General features: G+C 52.9%; 15 protein-coding genes and 3 pseudogenes. 13 read left to right on the plus strand and 5 right to left on the minus strand.

Annotated features, from left to right (window positions below; translation table 11 throughout):
* Nucleotides 1–335: 335 nt before the first annotated feature.
* Nucleotides 336–626: a glycine zipper domain-containing protein gene (locus GOX63_RS07910; protein WP_170327388.1), complete on the minus strand. Its 291-nt coding sequence runs from the start codon at nucleotides 624–626 to the stop codon at nucleotides 336–338.
* A 154-nt stretch (nucleotides 627–780) separates the two neighbouring features.
* Nucleotides 781–1,788, minus strand: coding sequence for a helix-turn-helix domain-containing protein (locus GOX63_RS07915; RefSeq protein ID WP_170327386.1), 1,008 nt, complete (start codon nucleotides 1,786–1,788; stop codon nucleotides 781–783).
* 394 nt (nucleotides 1,789–2,182) lie between these two features.
* Between GOX63_RS07915 and GOX63_RS07920 the strand changes: the two genes are divergently transcribed.
* The 6 genes and pseudogenes from GOX63_RS07920 to GOX63_RS23755 form a co-directional block, all read left to right on the plus strand.
* Complete coding sequence (locus GOX63_RS07920; RefSeq protein ID WP_170327320.1) at nucleotides 2,183–2,563, plus strand: hypothetical protein; 381 nt, start codon at nucleotides 2,183–2,185, stop codon at nucleotides 2,561–2,563.
* Nucleotides 2,560–3,777, plus strand: a complete 1,218-nt coding sequence (locus tag GOX63_RS07925) for an HlyD family secretion protein (protein ID WP_170545439.1) — start codon at nucleotides 2,560–2,562, stop codon at nucleotides 3,775–3,777. Before GOX63_RS07920 ends, GOX63_RS07925 begins: the two co-directional genes overlap by 4 nt.
* A gap of 249 nt (nucleotides 3,778–4,026) precedes the next feature.
* Nucleotides 4,027–4,601 (plus strand): annotated as a pseudogene (locus GOX63_RS07930) (IS6 family transposase).
* Nucleotides 4,602–5,220: 619 nt separating this feature from the next.
* The gene (locus tag GOX63_RS07935; protein ID WP_170327383.1) at nucleotides 5,221–6,528 is read left to right on the plus strand and encodes a DUF3300 domain-containing protein; all 1,308 of its coding nucleotides are present in this window, start codon (nucleotides 5,221–5,223) and stop codon (nucleotides 6,526–6,528) included.
* A 1-nt stretch (nucleotide 6,529) separates the two neighbouring features.
* Nucleotides 6,530–7,420: a DUF2950 family protein gene (locus GOX63_RS07940; protein WP_170327381.1), complete on the plus strand. Its 891-nt coding sequence runs from the start codon at nucleotides 6,530–6,532 to the stop codon at nucleotides 7,418–7,420.
* Between the two features lie 92 nt (nucleotides 7,421–7,512).
* Nucleotides 7,513–7,799 (plus strand): annotated as a pseudogene (locus tag GOX63_RS23755) (DDE-type integrase/transposase/recombinase); the annotation flags it as partial.
* 31 nt (nucleotides 7,800–7,830) lie between these two features.
* On the opposite strand, the gene GOX63_RS07945 reads toward GOX63_RS23755, so the two are convergent.
* Both GOX63_RS07945 and GOX63_RS07950 read right to left on the minus strand, forming a co-directional pair.
* On the minus strand, nucleotides 7,831–9,441 hold the full coding sequence (locus GOX63_RS07945; protein WP_170545440.1) for an arylsulfatase: 1,611 nt from the start codon (nucleotides 9,439–9,441) through the stop codon (nucleotides 7,831–7,833).
* 335 nt (nucleotides 9,442–9,776) lie between these two features.
* Nucleotides 9,777–10,229, minus strand: a pseudogene (locus GOX63_RS07950) (integrase); the annotation flags it as partial.
* A gap of 744 nt (nucleotides 10,230–10,973) precedes the next feature.
* On the opposite strand from GOX63_RS07950, the gene GOX63_RS07955 reads away from it, so the two are divergent.
* From GOX63_RS07955 to thpR, 4 genes are all read left to right on the plus strand, one after another.
* Nucleotides 10,974–12,611 (plus strand): TadE/TadG family type IV pilus assembly protein, encoded by a 1,638-nt coding sequence (locus tag GOX63_RS07955; RefSeq protein ID WP_254435890.1) that lies wholly within the window; start codon nucleotides 10,974–10,976, stop codon nucleotides 12,609–12,611.
* Nucleotides 12,608–13,141, plus strand: a complete 534-nt coding sequence (locus GOX63_RS07960; protein ID WP_170327377.1) for a TadE/TadG family type IV pilus assembly protein — start codon at nucleotides 12,608–12,610, stop codon at nucleotides 13,139–13,141. The genes GOX63_RS07955 and GOX63_RS07960 overlap by 4 nt, the downstream gene beginning before the upstream one ends.
* Before the next feature lies 1 nt (nucleotide 13,142).
* Nucleotides 13,143–13,700 carry a TadE/TadG family type IV pilus assembly protein gene (locus GOX63_RS07965; protein ID WP_170327375.1) on the plus strand — a complete coding sequence of 186 codons (558 nt, stop codon included), beginning with the start codon at nucleotides 13,143–13,145 and terminating at the stop codon, nucleotides 13,698–13,700.
* A gap of 265 nt (nucleotides 13,701–13,965) precedes the next feature.
* Nucleotides 13,966–14,484 (plus strand): RNA 2',3'-cyclic phosphodiesterase, encoded by a 519-nt coding sequence (thpR, locus tag GOX63_RS07970; RefSeq protein ID WP_170327374.1) that lies wholly within the window; start codon nucleotides 13,966–13,968, stop codon nucleotides 14,482–14,484.
* 423 nt (nucleotides 14,485–14,907) lie between these two features.
* On the opposite strand, the gene GOX63_RS07975 is transcribed toward thpR, so the two are convergent.
* Entirely contained in the window at nucleotides 14,908–15,288 is a 381-nt protein-coding gene (locus GOX63_RS07975; RefSeq protein WP_170327372.1) for a hypothetical protein, read from the minus strand.
* 800 nt (nucleotides 15,289–16,088) lie between these two features.
* On the opposite strand from GOX63_RS07975, the gene GOX63_RS07980 reads away from it, so the two are divergent.
* The 3 genes from GOX63_RS07980 to GOX63_RS07990 all read left to right on the plus strand — a co-directional run bounded on the left by GOX63_RS07980 (nucleotide 16,089) and on the right by GOX63_RS07990 (nucleotide 18,764).
* A complete protein-coding gene (locus tag GOX63_RS07980; protein WP_217356188.1) occupies nucleotides 16,089–16,616 on the plus strand; it encodes a roadblock/LC7 domain-containing protein in 528 nt (175 codons plus the stop codon).
* A 113-nt stretch (nucleotides 16,617–16,729) separates the two neighbouring features.
* Nucleotides 16,730–17,407, plus strand: a complete 678-nt coding sequence (locus GOX63_RS07985) for a response regulator (RefSeq protein WP_170327370.1) — start codon at nucleotides 16,730–16,732, stop codon at nucleotides 17,405–17,407.
* Nucleotides 17,394–18,764, plus strand: coding sequence for a sensor histidine kinase (locus GOX63_RS07990; protein ID WP_170327368.1), 1,371 nt, complete (start codon nucleotides 17,394–17,396; stop codon nucleotides 18,762–18,764). Before GOX63_RS07985 ends, GOX63_RS07990 begins: the two co-directional genes overlap by 14 nt.
* Nucleotides 18,765–18,809: the final 45 nt, after the last annotated feature.

The raw sequence follows: 18,809 nt of genomic DNA on the forward strand, positions 1-18,809 counted from the left end.
TCGTCGATGTCCTTCAGATGAGCCGGATTTGGGTTGTTGCCTGTTTCAGTTCGTTTGGGTTCTGGACGGTTGTTTTTGGGTTTTGGACAAAACCCGCGTCTAGATGGGCGACTGAAGTCCGGATCCGCGGCTTCCGCAAACGAGTTACGTTTGAGGGTCCAAAGCAAAGTTGCCACCCGGCTCGTTTTACGAGCTGGATGGCAACCTCTCAGAAACTGTGCGAGTTCTGTGCGGGATGGTCAGTCAAACTGTGTCTGGATGCTAACAGCGCATGCTGACCGGTAAGGTTTGTTCGGCTTTGTTTCTCCTTTTTCTATTTCGCTGGCGGTCGAGCTTTAGTCGTTCCAGTCTTTGTGTTCTTCTTTGAAGTCGTCGCGACGCTCTTGGGCTTCGTCCCGCGCGTCTTCGAAATTGTCCTTCTGGATCGCACCGCCTACGGCTCCGACTGCGGCACCAGCGGTCGCGCCACCTACGATGCTTTCGCCAGCGATGCCCGCGACCGTTGCACCGACAACTGCGCCTTTGATTGCTTTGTCGGTGACGTAGTCAGCATGGGCTGTAGCAGCCATGGTAATCAGAAGTGCACCTGAAATCGGGGCGATAAAGAATTTCTTCGAGGTCTTCATAGGGTTCATCCTTGTTCTTGGTTAGCAACCACTGCGGCTGCTGTGTGCCATTGAACTAGGTGACCCGATGACCCGCTTTCTTTTGGAAGCGGGACAAGGTTTTGTGGATCTTGGACATCTGGGCGCTTTCTGGATTGCATGGACCAGAAAAAAACTACCGGCCCGTTTTACGGAACCTTGCCGGCGTTTCACCTGTCCACCGTTTGAACGCCACTGAGAAAGCAGCCTGGTCGGCGAAACCGAGCATGAAGGCCACGCGGGCGACGCCCTCGCCGCTACGAAGCATCCGCTTGGACAGGTCGCACAACACCCCTTCCAGTAGTGCCTTAAAACTTGTTCCCTCAGCCGACAGATGTCGGGTCATAGTACGCCGCGTCAGTCCAAGCTCTCCGGCTATATCGTCGCCGTTTGGTATCGGTCCGGGAAGACGCTCCCCGAGCATGTCCACAATGCGGTCGGACAGGCTTCGGACTGCATCAGGCTGAGCCTTCAGTTGCTCTTCCCCGTGCCTACGTAAATGCCCCAACAAAGTAGGGTCAGCCGTTGGAATCCGAAAACTCATGCCGTTGGGGGGCAGAGCTAAGGCGTATCCGGACTTGAAGCCTACGACTTCGCATCCCGCCAAATCCGCCAGCAGCCTACAGTGGTCGGCATCGTCCGTTTCTAACTCGATGGAGATCGGAGCAAGCCCGCCAGAGGTGATTTGTTGAACACGCTTATAGAGCCCGAAAATCAGCATCTCACGATGGCGAGGGTATTGGTGCGCCGGGATCACATAACTTTCGAGCGTGATCCCAGGTTCGTCAGGAGCCCCTACAACGTTCAGGCGCAGGTCAGGGTCTTGCATGGCATAAAAGCGTTGTGTCAATGCCAACGCGTCTTCGACCGTTTCGGCCGCTCGCACGATGTAGGCCAGAAGCGTTCCGGGACCTTGCGCCGAAAGCCCTACCCGAGCAGCGAAGGTTTTGTCGTCCAGAACCCGACAGGCGGTTTCAACTGCGCCAGCTTCATGCAGCAGCTCGACAGTGGCGTCGGGGCTGTCGATGATATCAGAGGGTGCCCCCGCCATTTCCAGGACCTCAGGAAACGGAATGCGCGCGCCGGGTTCTTGCGCATAACGCAATCCGACATTTTGCAGCCTGTAAGCGCTGATGCGTGGCACTTTTGCGTCCTCCTCTGACTGGCACGCAACCCCCTGCAGTCACCGCAATTGTCCAGAAGGCAATAACAAATGTCCAGAACCCTCAGGATCGCTGACCCGATGACGGTTAAGTCCGGGTCATCAGAAAGGACAACGCAATGATCTACTTCGCAAGGTACTACCGCGTTTTTAAAGCAATCCACGACTCCGCCAGACAGGAATGGTCTGGTGGCAACGTTCAAGGCCTGCACGCATCGACGCTTGGCGAGAAATCTCCGAACGGGCGTCGCTGGGACCCTCCCTACAGCCCAACGGAACAGCCTTCAGAACCCGCTCAACAACCAACCGAGAACTGACGTTCTCAAAATCATCAATCTTCTTACGCAGCGTGGCTGTGTACGAAAGGACCAGACATATGAAACCACCCGCGTTCCTGATGGCGCCCTTGCTTGGCGTCATCTCAACTCCTGTCTTCGCCGCTGGGGGCGACCCCAGATGGTGGGTCGCACCCAATCAAACCGATACCTATGCCTGGGTCGGCCTGGTTGTTCTCTTCCTTGCGATCTTACTGGTCGTACACCTCTATGCGCGCTTTGAGCGCTATACCGAGCACAAATCAAAAGGCACTCCGCTGCGTACAACCATTCCGATGATGCTAACCGTAGCGTTGGCTTATGAACTGATGCCGGCACTCAGCCACTTCAGTATTCTGCTGCCAGGCGCCCTGATCCTAACCGCAATCGCCCGCGACTTCATGTTGTGGTGGCGCCCTTCGCAAGAGGAGTTGGTAAAATGATTGAGCTACTCGTCACATCTTTTCCGTTTGTCCTGCGCGTGATCTATCTGAAATGGCGCGGGCTGCCTGTCACCCTGTACAACGTTCACCGGGCGCTGTTCATGTGGTTCGTCTTGGCCCTGATCGTGTTCTTTGCGGTATTCTATTACTATCCCAAATCCTACACTGGCCTTGTGCCCTTCAGAACCGTTCCTGTCGTCGCCGAGAATGGTGGAACAGTGACCGAAATCTACGTTAAGGGCGGTGATCATGTGGAACCAGGCGATCCGCTGTTTGCCGTCGAGAATGCGTCAGAACAAGCCGCAGTAGATTTCGCGACCCGCAAAGTCGAGGAAATTGAAAGCGCGAAACTGGCAGCTGAGTTGCAGGTCCAGACTGCGCAGGCCGTGCTGGATGCCGCGACTACTGCCAGAGAACAGGCCGAACTGGTGCTAATGGATCACGAGGCACTGCGAGCGAAATCCTCTGCAGCATTTCAAGTGAGCCAGCTGGAGCGTGCCCAGGCAACCTTGAGCACCCGGGAAGCAGAGGTTGAGGCTGCAGAAACGCAGCTCGGCGTGGCTCAAGTCCAAGCGACAGCCGTTCTGCCAGCCCAACTTGCATCGGCGCGAGCGTCGTTGAAGCAGGCTCAGGTAGAACTGTCAAAGACACTGACGCTCAGTTCTGTCGACGGTGTGGTGGAACAAGTCACCCTGAATGTCGGATCGCGCGCAGCACAAGCCGCAATGAGCCCCGCCATGCTGATCGTACCAGATCGGAAAGATGTTGAACGAGGACGTATCGTTGCCGGATTCTCCCAGGTTTCCCGCACCGAACTGTACGAAGGTATGGCCGCGGAAGTGGCGTGTGAAAGCAACTTCAATATCTCAATGCGCAATACCGTTCTTCCTGCAAGGATCGTACGCATTCAGGAGTCGATTTCGTCCGGTCAGCTTGCGCCCAGCGGTCGACTGATCGAGCCTAGTGAAAAGGCGAAACGGGGTCAGATCGTCGTTCATCTTGACCTCGTACACCCAGAGCACCGCGATCTTCTGGTGCCAGGAAGTGGTTGCATCGTCCAATCCTACACCACCAGTTTTGAAGGTGACATGGAAGGAACACTTGTCGCTCATGGGATCCAGGCAATGGGTATCATCAAGGCGGTTGGTCTGCGGGTCAAAGCTTGGTTCGGTCTGACTTCAGGTATCGGCTTGATCGGTGGTGGACACGCCTGATTTCCCAAAAATCCACCTATTCAATAAACACGGCTCCCGATAGACATTGGGAGCCGTTTTTACTATTTGCGGACAGACCGCGCGCCAAAAAAATGCGAGTTCTGTCACGGCTTTCTGCTACACGGCGAACGATTAATAGGTTCGTTCAGGTAGTCGTTTGCAGGAAAGTGACGACCACATTCAGTAGCCTTGGGTCTTGTCAGAAGAACTTGTCTTGAGGCGGGCAGGGGGTTTTCGCAGCTTCTATTCATGAAAAGACAATCGCCATTTAAGTACTTTTCAACTAACCCCGAGATCATTCGGCTAGCCGCATTGCTATATGTTCGGTTCCCACTATCGTTTCGCAATGTAGAAGACCTGCTGCATGAGCGTGGCATCGAACTCAGCCACGAGACAGTGCGGTTTCGGTGGAACCGTTTCGGCCCGATGTTCGCATCGGAAATCCGGAGAAAACGGGTCCACCAGCTGCGGGCATACTCAAAGTCGAAATGGCAAGTGGATGAAGTCTTCGTAAAGGTGAACGGCAAGCGGCATTATCTGTGGCGCGCAGTAGATCATGAAGGCGAGCTGCTTGAAGTTGTGGTCACCAAACGTCGAAACAAGCTGGCAGCATTGAAATTCCTCAGGAAATTGATGAAGCGGCACGACACAGCGAACGCGCAATGCAGCGTATTAGGCGGATGCGAAGTTTGCAGAAGTTCGCTGCCGTCCATTCCTCTGTCTACAACCACTTCGACCAGGAAAGATCTCTCACCAGCCGAGACACCTTCAAGCTGACACGCACCGCTGCTATCGCCGAGTGGCGCGAACTTGGTGCGGCATAAAGGGCAGCGATACTGGCCTAGCTGAGACGGGTTCGATTTTGTCTGACAGCATCTTCGCTACTGCAGCGAATGTCTCCTCTGACGAGTCGCACCGCAGCGCCGATACTCTTCGTTCAACGGCCGTTCAGGGTCGATGAGCTTGGTGTGGGCTCATTACTGGTGGAAGGTACGCCGCGTTTGCCGTTTCGAAGCTGCAAAGCTCAACCGACAGAAATCGTCCTAGATAGACTGACCGACCAAAGTTCCTTTCTAGAAGAGGATCCTTTATCAAAACACGCAAAGTCGATCCCTCTGGCACGCAGACCAAACACGAGATTGAACAGAATCTGAGGTCCGTCAACTAAGGCGATTGAGCAGCCCTATCTGACGGGTCCAACGTGATTGTTTGTGCATGATCGGCCTGTGTTCCATCGGGATGATGGTTTCCGGTGTCGGAGCGCGATAGCCCAGTGCACTGTGTGGTTGTTTGGTGTTGTAGCGTTCCCTTCATTCTTCGAAGGCCGTAACTAACCCAAAACCGCCTTTTTTCCCGGCCGGTTGCCAGAATCGCAGTCTTAGGTGATCCTTCAAGAAATCGAAGGATCGCAATATGTTTAGGTTTCTATTAATTGCTTTCGGTATGAGCGTATCTACTGCCCTATTCGCGCAAGTGGAATCTGAGGGTGTCGCTGCAGAAGAAGATACCTCGGCGATTTCGGCCAGCCTTCTGACTGACGCAGAGTTGCAGACCTTGGTCGCCCCTGTGGCTCTTTACCCTGACACGCTGCTCATACAGATATTTGTCGCGGCTACACAACCATTGGAGATTGTAAAAGCCGAACGGTATTTGCTGGATAACGCGGACCGCGACCCTGCTGAGCTTGAGCCGGAAATCGAAGCAATGGGCTGGGATCCTTCTGTTAGTGTTTTGGCGACAGCGTTCCCCGAAGTCGTTGGTCAGATGGCCACCCACATCGATTGGACCGAGACCGTCGGCACCGCCATGCTGGCCCAGTCCGATGATGTGATGGATGCAGTGCAGGTAATGCGGGACCAGGCGATTGACAGCGGCGCTCTTGTTTCAGGGCCCGAGCAAACTGTCGAGGTGTCTGAGGACGAAACAGTCGTAATCACACCGACTGAACCCGAAACAGTATACGTCCCGCAATACAATCCAGAGACAGTTTATACTGGCCCGTCTGCTGGAGATGTTGTGGGCGCGGCATTGCTGACTTTTGGAACTGTGGCCCTGATCGACGAGATTTTTGACGATGACGACGATTGGTATGACTATTGGGGCTGCCGAAATTGTGGTGGCTGGGGCGGGGGCCCAATCTACCGAAACCCGGACATCGACATAGACGTCGATGGCAATGTCAACATCGGCAATGACATAGATTTAGGCGACCGTACCGATATCGGCTGGAACCCCGATCCTGATCGTCAAAAGGAAGCCCGGGACAAGATCGCAGATCACAAAAGACCTGAAGGTGGACGTGGCGACATGCCGGTCAACCGTCCCGAGGGTCGCACGGATGAACTGCGTGCTAAGTTGAGCCGCGAGTCTGGTGCAGCAGACATCAGCCGGGACCGTGCCGCGGCAGCGGTTGCAGCTGGCGCCGGGGCAGGGGCCGTCGCTGGAGGAGCTCTTGCGAACCGGGGTGGCGGGAACAAGTCCTTGCCACAGGTGAACCGTGGCAACGCCGATCGGGACAAGGCTGTTGCAAAACAACAGGCGATCGATCGCACCAAACGTCCGGATGCAACGAAAAAACCAGTCGCACAAAGACCGCAGGCGGCCAAAAAGCCCCAGGCGAAGAAAGCGGCGTCGACGCAGCGCAAGCCCACGGCGTCCAAAGGGCAGGCGATGAAGAAAAATGCGTCCGGCAGCAGAACTCAAAGCGCGTCCAAGCGCGGACACGCCGCCAAAGGCAAGCGGAGACGGTAAGATGCGTAGGTTAGTATATTCAGTTTTATTGCTTGCCGCGACAACAAGCCCGGTGCTCTCTGAAGGAGCCCGATTTGATACGCCGCAAATGGCACTGGACGCTTTTGTAGATGCGTTGAAGGTTAATGATCAGAGCAAGCTGCTCGAAATTTTCGGGCCCGAAGCCGAGGATTTAGTTGGAACGGGTGACCCCGCGGAAGACCAAGAAAGAAGGCACGAAGTGCTTGGTATGTACGCTGAGGGGTATCGCTTTCAGCCCGAGGATAAAGGGGTTGTACTTCTTCTGGGTGAAGACAGTTGGCCCTTCCCGATCCCAATTCTAAGAATGGAAGATGGCTGGCGCTTTGACCTGGAAGCTGGGATCGAGGAACTCTCTGCCAGAGAAATCGGGTTGAATGAGTTGGAAGTGATCGAACTGCTTGAGGCCTATGTTGACCTACAAGCCGCTTTCCGGCTTTTGGATCATAACGGTGATGGCGTTATGGAATTTGCTCAGACGATCATTTCCGACCCAGGAAAGCGAAATGGGCTTTTCTGGCCAGAAGACGATAGTTTCGTTGGAGCGGCGCTTGCCCGAGCAGCAGCTTCCGGGTGGAGCGACGGTGAGGTCGACTATGAAGCCGAGCCATTTTTAGGGTATTACTACAGGATCTTGCAGGGTCAGGGAGCGAATGCACCTGGGGGTGCCTACTCCTACTTTGTCGGTGATCGCTTCGTCGCGGGACATGCATTGCTCGCAGTGCCTTCAGATTATGGACAAACTGGTATCCACTCCTTTCTGGTTGGCGAAAACGGTATAGTTTACGAGGCAGATTTTGGCTCGGAAACACTTAATATTGCAGCAGAAATCTCTACTTACGACCCCGACACTAATTGGTCACCAGTCGAGTAATACTTGATTGATAGCGACGCATAGGTTTTGCGCTTTGGTAAGGCTACTTGTCGTGGTGCGTGTCACAAGTTTCAGTTCAATTGTTTACGTGTAAGGCTGCGCTCAGACAATTGGGAGCACTCGAAAAACAAAAGACGGGCAGGTGGCTCAACAACCGCGTTGAGAATTCGCACCTGCCGTTCCGACGAAGAGAACGCGCCATGCAGCGTTTCAGGCGTATATGAAGTTTGCAAAAATTCGCCTTCGTCCATTCCTACGGCTACGACCACTTCAACCAGGAAAGATCGCTAGCAGAGACATTTTCAAGCTGACACGCCCCGCCGCTCTCGCAGATTGGCGCGTACTTGGTGCGTCAAAAAGGGCAGCTATACTGGCCTAGTTGAGACTGGTTCGATTTTGTCTGACACCAACTAACCTTCGGCGGTTTCGATCTTCCACGCTTCAAGAAGTTTGGGAAGCGCGACGTTCCAATCCAAAACACCCGTCTTCTGCGCCCAGCTTTCGTATTGCTTGATCAGCTTCGCTTCTAATTTGGCATTGCTGCCTCGCAAATTCGTCAGCTCTGTTCGGTCCGCTTCGATATCGTAGAGCTCCCAATCCCGACCGTGCTGCCTGACAAGTTTGAAGTGCCCTAGCCTGATGGCAGAATTGCCCTCATGTTCAAAAAAGATAGGTTCTTCTCGGACCCAGTCCTTGCCGCGAAAGACGTCCATCAACGATTGCCCTTGCATGGGCTGAATTGCGTGACCACCCACTTCGGTTTGGTAGGCACATCCCGTGGCCTCCAGAATAGTGGGCAGGATGTCGACAACGTGACAGGCTGCATGCGCGTTGGAAGTCGGTACAATCCCTTTTGGCCAATGGGCAATCAGCGGGGTCGAGATACCGCCTTCATGGACATAATGCTTAAACAGACGAAACGGAGCATTTGAGACATTCGCCCATGGTTTGTCATAGCTTTGATACGTCAGAGCATCACCCGGCATCACGTCCGGGCGGTTTCCCATTGTAATTTGCCGCCCATCCTGCGTCGTGTCGGGAAAGAACTTGGCCCAACCGTCTTCTGCCATGAACTCCGCGCAGCCACCGTTGTCAGACAAAAACATGATCAGCGTGTTCTCGAACTGACCCATGCGTTTTAACTCAGCAATCAATCTGCCGATGGATTGATCCATGCGGTCCACCATGGCCGCATAGGTCGCCATTTTGCGTGCCTCCCAATCGGTGTTTTCCTCATTGGCCCATGGATGCACGTCGGCGTCGCGAGGTGAAATGTCCCAGTTCGTTTGAAATACATTCATCCCGTTCATGCTTTCATGTCGGGCTGTGCGCGTCGCATCCCAGCCCTTGGAATACACGCCGTCATAGCGCGCGATATCTTCTGGGTGGGCATGCAAGGGCCAATGCGGTGCGGTGTGAGCGAGGTAAAGAAAGAAGGGCTGATTGTCTGGTGTTTCTTCGATCATTCCTATGGCTTTGTTGGTGATTGCATCTGTGAAATAGAAGTCATCCGGGAAGGTTTCGACACGGCTGTCATCCTCAAGCATGTAGTGGGGCGAGAAGAAATGTGTGACCCCGTCAACGATCCCATAGAACCGATCGAAGCCGCGCTGACGCGGTGTTGGATGCTCCACATCACCGACGCGCCAACTGTCAATCTCTCGGGCCATGAAATCCCCGGCAACATGCCACTTGCCTGACATAAGGGTTCGGTAACCGTTTGCCCTCAGGTGTTCCGCAATAGTGGCGCTGTCATTGCGCAGAAACCCCTGATAGGCGGGCGTACCAAGATTGGCACCCATATGACCGACACCCGCATCATGCGGATAAAGACCGGTCAAAAGAGAGGCGCGCGTCGGACAACATCTGGCGCAGTTGTACATTGAAGTCAGCAGCACGCCATCACGTGCGAGTGCGTCGAGGTTTGGGGTGAGTATTTCTGATCCGGTGACCCCCAAATCTGCAAAGCCCATATCATCGGCTAAGATTAATATGACGTTCGGCCGACTTCCGACTTCCATGCTGAGTCTCCGTCTGTGAGTTTGAGCAAATTTTTACAGTTCAAGTGATCTTGTCACGAAAAAAGTAAACGGGTTAATGCCGAAAGGTATCAAAGACGCTGAGGAGAGTGCGCCAAAAAGCAGCCGCTGATGTCCGCGCGACGGAAGCTTACTTGGTTCCCGCGATGTGTGATTTCATGGGACTCTCGACTTTGCGCTTGCCGCACACGGCAGGTTTGATGGGCCGCGATGCAGCATCACAAAAGCACTATGAAGGTCTCTTATGGGCCGCCCGCGAGAGCGACCCGTTAGCATTATATCTCAGTGGCTTCAGCGATGACCAAGGCATCCTCGAGTTCGACGCCGACCGATGCGACCCAGTCTCGAACAATCCGCGCGTATTGACGCGTCGAGATGTGCAATCGTTCGTGAAATGGACTGGGCCAAAAGTATTCTGACCCGACCATGAGTTCTTCTTCCACCCATTTCTTAATAGAGGCGCGGGCGCCGTGGGGTGTTTCGAAGCGCACAGGTTTCTTCGTCTTGCTTTACAGTAGTGAAGCTCGTTCCTTGATCTGACCCGATGACACGACATCGCCCATCTTCATCCTCACCAGATCGCAGCCGCGCAGCTTACTGTCGATTGCCAAGTTGAAGAGCGCAAGATCGCGATGGTTGTCGGCAAGTTCGAGGCGCTCTCGGATCGCCCAGACATGTTTTGGTTTCAGCGGGCGCTTTTGAACAGCAATGCGCCCTTTGTTCGAGGCTGGGCGAAGAGCGCGAATGGCAGGTAAGTTTGGGGTTTCCATGGCTGGTCCTCCGGTCCGCCATGCCTGCCCACAACGACAATCCGACGTTGACGCAACAAAATATCACAGGATGCTGCATGTTGCTCTAAGGACAGTGAAGCGCAGTAAAGGGACGTTGCAAAGTCTGTTGCCAAGTTTCCAGCTAAACTAGGATTGGCAACCGATTTACGAACTATGTCCGCACCCTGCTTTTGCAGGGCTTGTCGGATGTCAGCACCAATGGGGTAGTTTAGGCTGTAAATTAATAAGTTAGGAATTTAATTAAAGGGTTTAAAAAAAGAAAGTTCGGCACACTTGGGTTTGTTGTTCTAATTTTTATTGCTTTATTGGATTTAAAAACCCACTTCTGCTTGAGATAAATGTTGCGATCTTGGCGTTTTTAGAGGCGGAAATGAGGGTTATTTCCTTTTTCTCATTCAACACGATCTAACTATTAATGCTTATTTCCTGCTTTTTCTCGTTTCAGCCCGTATATTAATCGAATATTAACCAGAAGTTATATTCCATTAAAAATAATCACCCCAAAATGCCGGGACGTCGCCACATTTTAACCTTTTTTTAACCACAGGTTTTATGGTGACGGTTACAGCTCGCCGCTAACCTTATTTTGTTGGGTTAAGAAGGTGCTGAATCTTAGTTACAGTTACGAGTTTCCGCAATCGCACTGCCTGCGTCTGCTAGTTTGCCTTCCCTAGAAATAGTCTTGTGGCCGGTTTCCTCGGCCGAGTGAGGATAAAAATGCCCATGGATTTCGAGAGAACAATAGGCACTTGCGTTACCCCTTCAGTTCGTGTGCAAAAAGGTGCTCGACATTTTGCCAGTGACGAGAGTGGTGCGCTTACCATTTTCGCCCTCCTTATGTTTTTGGTTATTGTTGCCTTTGTGGGCATTGGCATAGATTTTATGCGCTTTGAGAGTGAACGGGCAGAATTGCAGTATACGCTGGACCGATCTGTTTTGGCCGCAGCGGACCTCGATCAAAAGGAAGAGCCAAAATCCGTCGTTCGGGCGTACCTTGAAAGGGCGGGCCTTCTGGAGCACGTGACCAGCATCGATGTGGTTAACAGCGCTGGGTATCGCGAGGTGTCGGCTACAGCCATGTCCGAATTCCCGACCCAATTCATGCGCCTATCTGGCTACGAGACATTGAGCGCGCCCGCAGCGAGCACTGCCGAGGAAAGCGTCGGTTTGGCCGAAATCTCAATTGTTATGGATGTCTCGACCTCGATTGCGCTGCAAGAACTGAAGGATGCTACGAAAAGCATCATAACACAGATTGGAACGAAAAACGGTACTTGGAGCAGCGAGGTTTCATTCTCACTGATCCCCTATTCCAGTCAGGTTAACGCTGGCGAGAGCTTGTTGCAGTACTACAATCTGGACCGCTTCCATGACCACTCGCACTGTGTCAACTTTATCGACAACGAGTTCAGCAAACCTGATCTTTCGCTGACCAGATTGCTGGAACAAACGGCTCATTTCGATCCTTACACCGAGACAAAAGAGCCGATTGAACATCCTGTTTGCCCTGTCCGGCCCGGATCAGCGATATTGCCATTCCAAAACAATAAAACGGTGCTTCATGACTACGTCGACGGCCTGACCAAGCTCAGCAACCCAGTGGCGGACGAGGACTCGGGCTTGGACAATGGCGCGAATTGGGGCCTTATCCTGCTAGACCCAGGTACACGTCCGGTCATCAACAAACTCGCCACCATCGACAATATCGTTCCGGACACGTTTAAAGGCCGCCCTGTGGCTTACGGCGACAATGTCCAAAAGGTACTGATCCTTGTATCCGATGGAGACAATACTGATCAGCACATGCTTAACCCGTCGAAGCGCACCACCATGTCGGATTTGTGGTACAATGAGGAGGCCGATCGTTTCTCGGTATTCCAATCGAATGGCAAACCCATGTACTGGTGGCCGCACGACAATAGCTGGCAGGATCACCCCTACGGCAATGGAGACTCGCGTTGCGCGACCAAGGGCAGCAAAACAACATGTGTGAAGGAAGAAGAACCGGGCAAGGCGGTACAACTGTCCTACGTTGAGCTGCTGAACCTTGTATCGTTGGAATATATCGAGAACAACATCTTCACCCAGTCGCCAAGTGCTTATGGTCAATGGGAAAGCAGCGCGTTCAGCAAGAAAAATGCGACTGCCAAGGACGCGCGCACCAAACACGTGTGCAAGGCCGCCAAGGATGAAGGGGTGATCGTCTTTAGTGTCAGCGTCGACGCGCCGACCAACGGCCAAAAGGTACTGCAAGACTGCGCAAGCTCCGCCAGTCATTATTACAAAGCGTCGGCCCCTGATCTCAAAGATGCCTTTACCTCGATCGCGTCTTCTGTCCGCATGCTGAGGTTGACGCAATGATGCGTAGATTGATTTCCGCTCTGAACAAGCTCCACAGGCAAGAAGATGGAAGTGTGACCGTCGAGTTTGCTATCGTCTTCCCGGCCATCCTATTTTTGATTCTTTCGGGGGTAGAGCTTGGCCTGGTAACGCTGAAACACGCGCAGCTAGAGCGTGCTGTCGACCTGACTGTGCGCGACATTCGGCTGAACACCGGCATTGACCCGCAACATGACGACATTAAGTCTCTCATCTGCAGCCGTGCCGGATTTATCGGCAATTGCGAAGCCAACTTGCGTCTGGAAATGATCCGGCAGGATCCTTTTTCCTCTATCTCAGTGCCCGCCACCCCTGACTGCACTGACCTTTCGGAAGTGGCTCGACCCGTGCGGACATTCCAAAATGGGCTTGAGAACGAGTTGATGGTTCTTCGGGCCTGCGCCAAGATCAGCCCCGTTTTCCCAACGTCTGCAATGGGCAAGGCATTAGTCAACGACGAAGGCCAATACGCTCTGACTGCGACAACCGTCTTCGTACAGGAGCCTAGTTAATATGAGGATCAAGCGATTTCCGACACTCCGTCCTAAACGTTTCCTAGCACGGGAAAACGGCTCGATTTCTGTCGAAGCAGTCCTCATTTTCCCAATCCTCGTATGGACGATCATGGCGGGCTATACGTTTTTCGAAGCCTACAGGCAGAATGCCTCGAACATCAAAGCGGCGCATACGATTGGTGACCTGATTTCCCGTGAAACCCGTGAAATCAACAGCGCCTACATCGACTCGATGGAAGAAATGTTCAGGTTGATGGTGGTCAATCATGCCGATCTGAAAATCCGAATCTCGTTAGTTCTTTATGACGCGGCCGACAAAAGCCACTCGGTGAACTGGTCAGCAATTCGCGGTGGATATACCGAAAAGCTGACGAACGCTAATATCGGTCAATATCAAGATGCGCTGCCGCCGATGTCGGATCAGAACACGCTCATCCTGGTCGAGACGTCCAACACGTTTGTCCCTCGCTTTAAGGTAGGCTTGGACAACGTCGAGCTGGAAAACTTCGTTTTCACCCGGCCGCGCTTTGCAAACAATATAAAAGGGAACGTCTAAGGCGATTTGCATTTAAAGTGAGGCTTGGTACTGTCCAAGGAATTCGACTTTCGCTCTCCTTCCGGCTGTATCGCAACCTTTTGCATCAGATTGACGGGGCAGTCTGTTCAGACATTTGTTATGCGCAATTGGTCTCGGACACGTCTTATTTTGGTCTTTCAGATGGGCTGCCGCTTTCGCAAGGATGTGCGTTTCATGTTTGGGCTGTTCGCAACATGTTGCGCAAGCGAATTCGACATCGTGTCAAAGGTCCACAAAGGTCTCTATGCGGTCTTTCATTGCGATATCGCTTAACGACGACGTAAAGGCAGCTTTTGCGCCCTTGCAACGCGCGCTGCCGGTCGGCCGACCAGTATCGTCGGACAATATGCATTTGACGCTCGCCTTTCTGGATGATCAGACCGAGGAGACGTTAGAGGAATTGCATGAAGAGCTTTCGATACTTTCAGCTCCACCCTTTGACGTCACCTTTTCAGGGATCGAAAGTTTTGGGCAGGTCCTGGCTGTCGTGGTGGAGGATTGTCCGGCACTCGTAGCATTGCACCAAAAAATCCAGACTGCTTTGCGGCGAGCCGGGATCGTGCTGCCCCGCCGGCGCTTTCGCCCGCATGTGACTATTGCTCGCTTCAAACCAGGGCAACGCGAAGCGGTTCAGCTCGTCCAACGTCCGCGCACTATGAGCGCCTTGCCAAAGATGCCGGTGACCGGCTTTACCCTATACCAATCAACCTTGCGTCCAGAAGGTGCCAGACACGAAGCCTTGGCGCATTATTTTCTCAGGTGACGGGCTGCCGTTTCAGCCAAACCGGCCAGCGCTTGGCATACATGTATGACAAAAACGATCAATGTTGATCGCCCGTCCACAATGGCTCCTTGATGGGGTTGCAGCGATAACTCTGTTTGTCCGCCACGTGCCTTTACTCGCCGGCACTCCGAATGTCCGGTTTTCGCAGTTTTGTGACCTGCTGCACAAGCAAAAGGCTGGACCACGTTAAATAGCTGGAAAGGGCTCACTGCAGCCGTTCTCTCCGGTAGAACAGAACAGGACCTTTGAGCCCTGAGCGGCCGTTGATCACACTGCAGTCATTCGCATGTGCGGCACGTTGCGAATCGCGCCAACCGGACATCTCCTGCGCAGTTAGCCAATAGCAATCGGCGGGCAAAGCTGGTGTTCAAACTGGCGCGGGTGCAATGTGTTTTGATTGCTTCACGCATTCTTAGATAGCGCTATTGCTATCGCCAGCCAGAAGGCCGAACGTAAGGTCATAGCCCCAATTGTTCGCCATTCGAATGGGGTGCCGGTAACAGCCATTGCTATCAGTATAACAAACACCAGGAGTGTGCAGACACCAATCAACCAAGCAATTCGCTGGGCCCAGAATACGGATTTATTGAGCGTGAACGCGCCAAGCACATAGATGAAACCAGCAAAGAAATTAAACCAAAGCACCAACGGAACCGCGTCCCCGAAGGCAGCTTTGGCTGCGGAACCGCCAAACAATGCCGTTCCCCCGGAAAAGACAGTCAAAATGCCAAAAAGCGCAGCGACTATTGCTACCGGACGAACCCAACTTGGAGACTGATGCATATTTGGCCTTCTCCGAATTAAATCAGGGGTTGTGACGCAATTAACCTAATCCTTAGAGCCACTGCCAACTTGATCGATATCAATGCGACCACTCTGCCGTGAAGATTTGCAGGTTGTAGAAAATGGTCACAAAGAGACTCCCTCTTTCGTTACTAGCGGCTGAGCAGATGCGTCATTTGAGCCCATTGCCAACATTGCTGGGTGTGCTGGCTGCGGTGGTAGCATTCGGCAGGTCCGCTCTAAAAGCGGACATTTATGTAGGGTGCTAAAAGTCGGGAACGAATTTCAAACTTTTTGCATCGTAATTGTCGAAGATCAGTTTGTCGATTTTGTGTGCTCGAAACCTTACAATTTTTTAAGTTTGCCGAAAGGTCAGTTAAAAGCCCCAACGTTCTGGTTGCTGCTTGATTGTTGAGTAACGAGACGGGGGTCCAATGCTGAGTCTAGTGCTATCTGGATTGGCTAGTGTCACATTCGAAATCGAATATCTGTGGTCCACGTTCTACTTGAATGCTGAAAACGGTCTTATTGTCTCGGCCAGCCACGCCCAATACTTGAGCCTCACCTCTGTTACTGCGCTGAAATTCCTGAACAACGCCCGCAGGAACATACGAAACCCAGACATGCCGTCTTCGAAGACTGCGCCATGTTTGAAACACCGGGCCGCGCAGAAACCGAATATCCTTCCAAGCTTAGACGACCCGCTGGTCGACCAGTTGTTCCTCCGTGCTCAAGTATTCCAAAATGGTGAATCTGCGCTTGGGCACACCACTCCCACAATCACAGAGATTGGATAACGAATGCCAAAGTCCAAGGGCAACATAGCCTCTGTGATTTCCAGGTTCGGCGAAAAGGCTGGCCTGGTTCAGAAATACACGATCACCATTCCACCCGCAAACGATCTGAACCGTCCGCCTCCTCAGAAGCCGCGTGTGGGTCAGGCAAACGATTCCAAGACAAAAAAGGAGCCAATCATGTCATTAGACATTTCGAAACTCGGTGAAATTAAAGGTCTGTTAGGAGCATGTCTCGTTGACAGTGACACCGGCCTCATACTCGGCACGGAGGGCGGTTCCAAGATTGATCTCGAAACAGCTGGCGCGGCTAATGTTGAGGTGGTTCGCGCAAAACTGCAGGCTATCGAAGCTCTGAAGCTCAACGATTCCATCGAAGACATTCTGATCACGCTGGGTAAGCAGTTTCATCTTGTCCGTCCGCTGGAAAAAAATTCCAACATTTTTGTATATGTCGCGTTGGATAAGAAATCGGCCAACCTGGGCCTAGCGCGGTTGCGAGTCAAAGCGGTTGAGGAAACGCTGAGCCTCTGATCTGCAGCGATTTGCCAAATGGACTCGACCATCTTGATGTGGCTGGGTCCATTCTAAAGTTGGTTCAGTCACGTTTCTTGGAACAGGCACCGACTGTTTTGGAGGCGCACAGAATGAAAGTACTCGTTGCAGAAGACGACAAAAAGACCGCTGATTTTGTCAACTCAGGCCTGCAAGCCAACGGCTTCAGTGTGGAGTGGTACGAAGATGGTCGCGATGCACTTTCCTACTGCCTGTATAATGACTGTGACGCCATCATCCTTGATCGCATGTTGCCGGGAATGGACGGTCTTTCCGTTCTGAAAGCCCTGCGGGCGGCCAAGAGGCTGACCCCTGTTCTGTTTCTCACATCGATTGGAGATGTTCAGGACAGAGTTGAGGGTTTGACTGAGGGAGCCGATGATTATCTGGTGAAGCCGTTTCATTTCTCTGAACTACTTGCGCGATTACATAGTATTATCAAACGCCACTCTGCCGGGGTTACAACGACCGAACTTCACGTCCACGACCTTTCGATGAATCTGCTCAGCAGGGTCGTCAAGCGGCAAAGTGAGACAATAGAATTGTTGCCGCGTGAGTTCGCGCTTCTTGAAGTTCTAATGCGAAACTCAGGACGGATCGTGACCCGCACCATGCTTCTGGAACAAGTCTGGGACTACAATTTCGACCCGAACTCGACCGTGATCGAGACCTATATCAGTCGGCTGAGGTCAAAGATTGATAAGCCCTTTGACACGCCTCTTCTGCATACATCCCGAAATGTTGGATACAGCCTTCATGGACCGCGCTAGCATTTTTTCAGGCGCCCCGTTCCGGACAGCTTGCTACGCTGCGCTGGTGGTCTGGATCATCACTGCCATTTTCGGGTACGCGGCTTATCTGGCGCTAGAAGATCGGCTCCGCCTTAACCTCGAGCAACAAATCCTTGAAGAAGAGCTTCTGCTTCATGAGATACTGTTGGACGGTGGCGCAGACGCAGTTCAGCGGGCAATTGAACACCTAAACAGTCCCAATCGATCCGGGCTTCACATGATCGCGCTGTTTGACAAACACAATTCGGCACTTGCCGGATCTGTCGCGAAAGTACCCGACACAAATGGCTGGCATGAGGTGGATCCGGATTTCGTGGCGACGGGTGGGGCTGCTCCTGTCTATCTGCTTCATGCGTCCGACTACCTTGGTTATCGCACGGTGGTCGCCCGCAGCCTGACATCACTCAATCAAGCTTTGACGACGCTTTGGGAAGGATTGTTGCTATTGACTCTGGCGACGACCGCCACCGTTTTGGGGTTGGGATACTACGTCAGTTCGCAAAGCTATCGCAAACTCCAGCGGATTGAGCGAACCCTTGATCTTGTCTCACAAGGGGACACAGACATTCGCTTGCCCGTTTCAGAAGCAAACGATCAGATTGATCGGGTTTCCCGTTTGATAAACCGGCATCTCGACCGGCTGTCGAGTCTGCTCATCAGCACGCAGACAACCGCCGTCACAATTGCCCATGACCTGAAGACGCCGTTATCCCATGGTTTTTTGGCATTGCAGCAGGTCTATAGCGAAGTCGATTATGGCGGCGACCCGCGTCCAAAGCTTTACGAACTGGAAAGCGAACTGAAACGTCTCAGCGCTGTCTTCGACACGATCCTGAGAATTTCTCGTATCGAGACTGGCGGGTACAAGAACCACTTTGCGACAGTAAACCTGAGCGCAATCGTCGAGGACATTGTCGAAACCTTCTATCCAGTTGCGATAGACGAGGATAAACACATCTCGGCAGAGTGTAACGCCGATACGGTATTGATCCGTGGCGATGAAAACATGCTGAAGCAGCTGCTCGTCAATCTTGTAAATAACTCACTCCGGTATTGCCCATCAGGTTCTTGGATCAAGATTACCCTGATGGCCAAATCCGATTGCGTCGAGCTTGTCGTGGAAGACAATGGACCGGGAGTTCCCCCATCACAAATCAGCAAGGTCTTTGACGCATTCTTCAGGGCAGACAGCACCAAAAACGAAGCGGGAAACGGGCTTGGCTTATCCCTCGTAAAGGCGGTTGCAGTACGGCATGGGGCAATAGTCGTCGCGGAGGACAATGAACCAGGTTTGAGGGTTTGCGTGAGCTTTGGAACTACCCCCGCGGCCGCTTGAGTACACGTAAGAAGAACACTTCACACCACCCCTTGGGTCCATCCG

Origin of the sequence: Ruegeria arenilitoris (assembly GCF_013031355.1) — a bacterium.
Lineage (GTDB): Bacteria > Pseudomonadota > Alphaproteobacteria > Rhodobacterales > Rhodobacteraceae > Ruegeria > Ruegeria arenilitoris_C.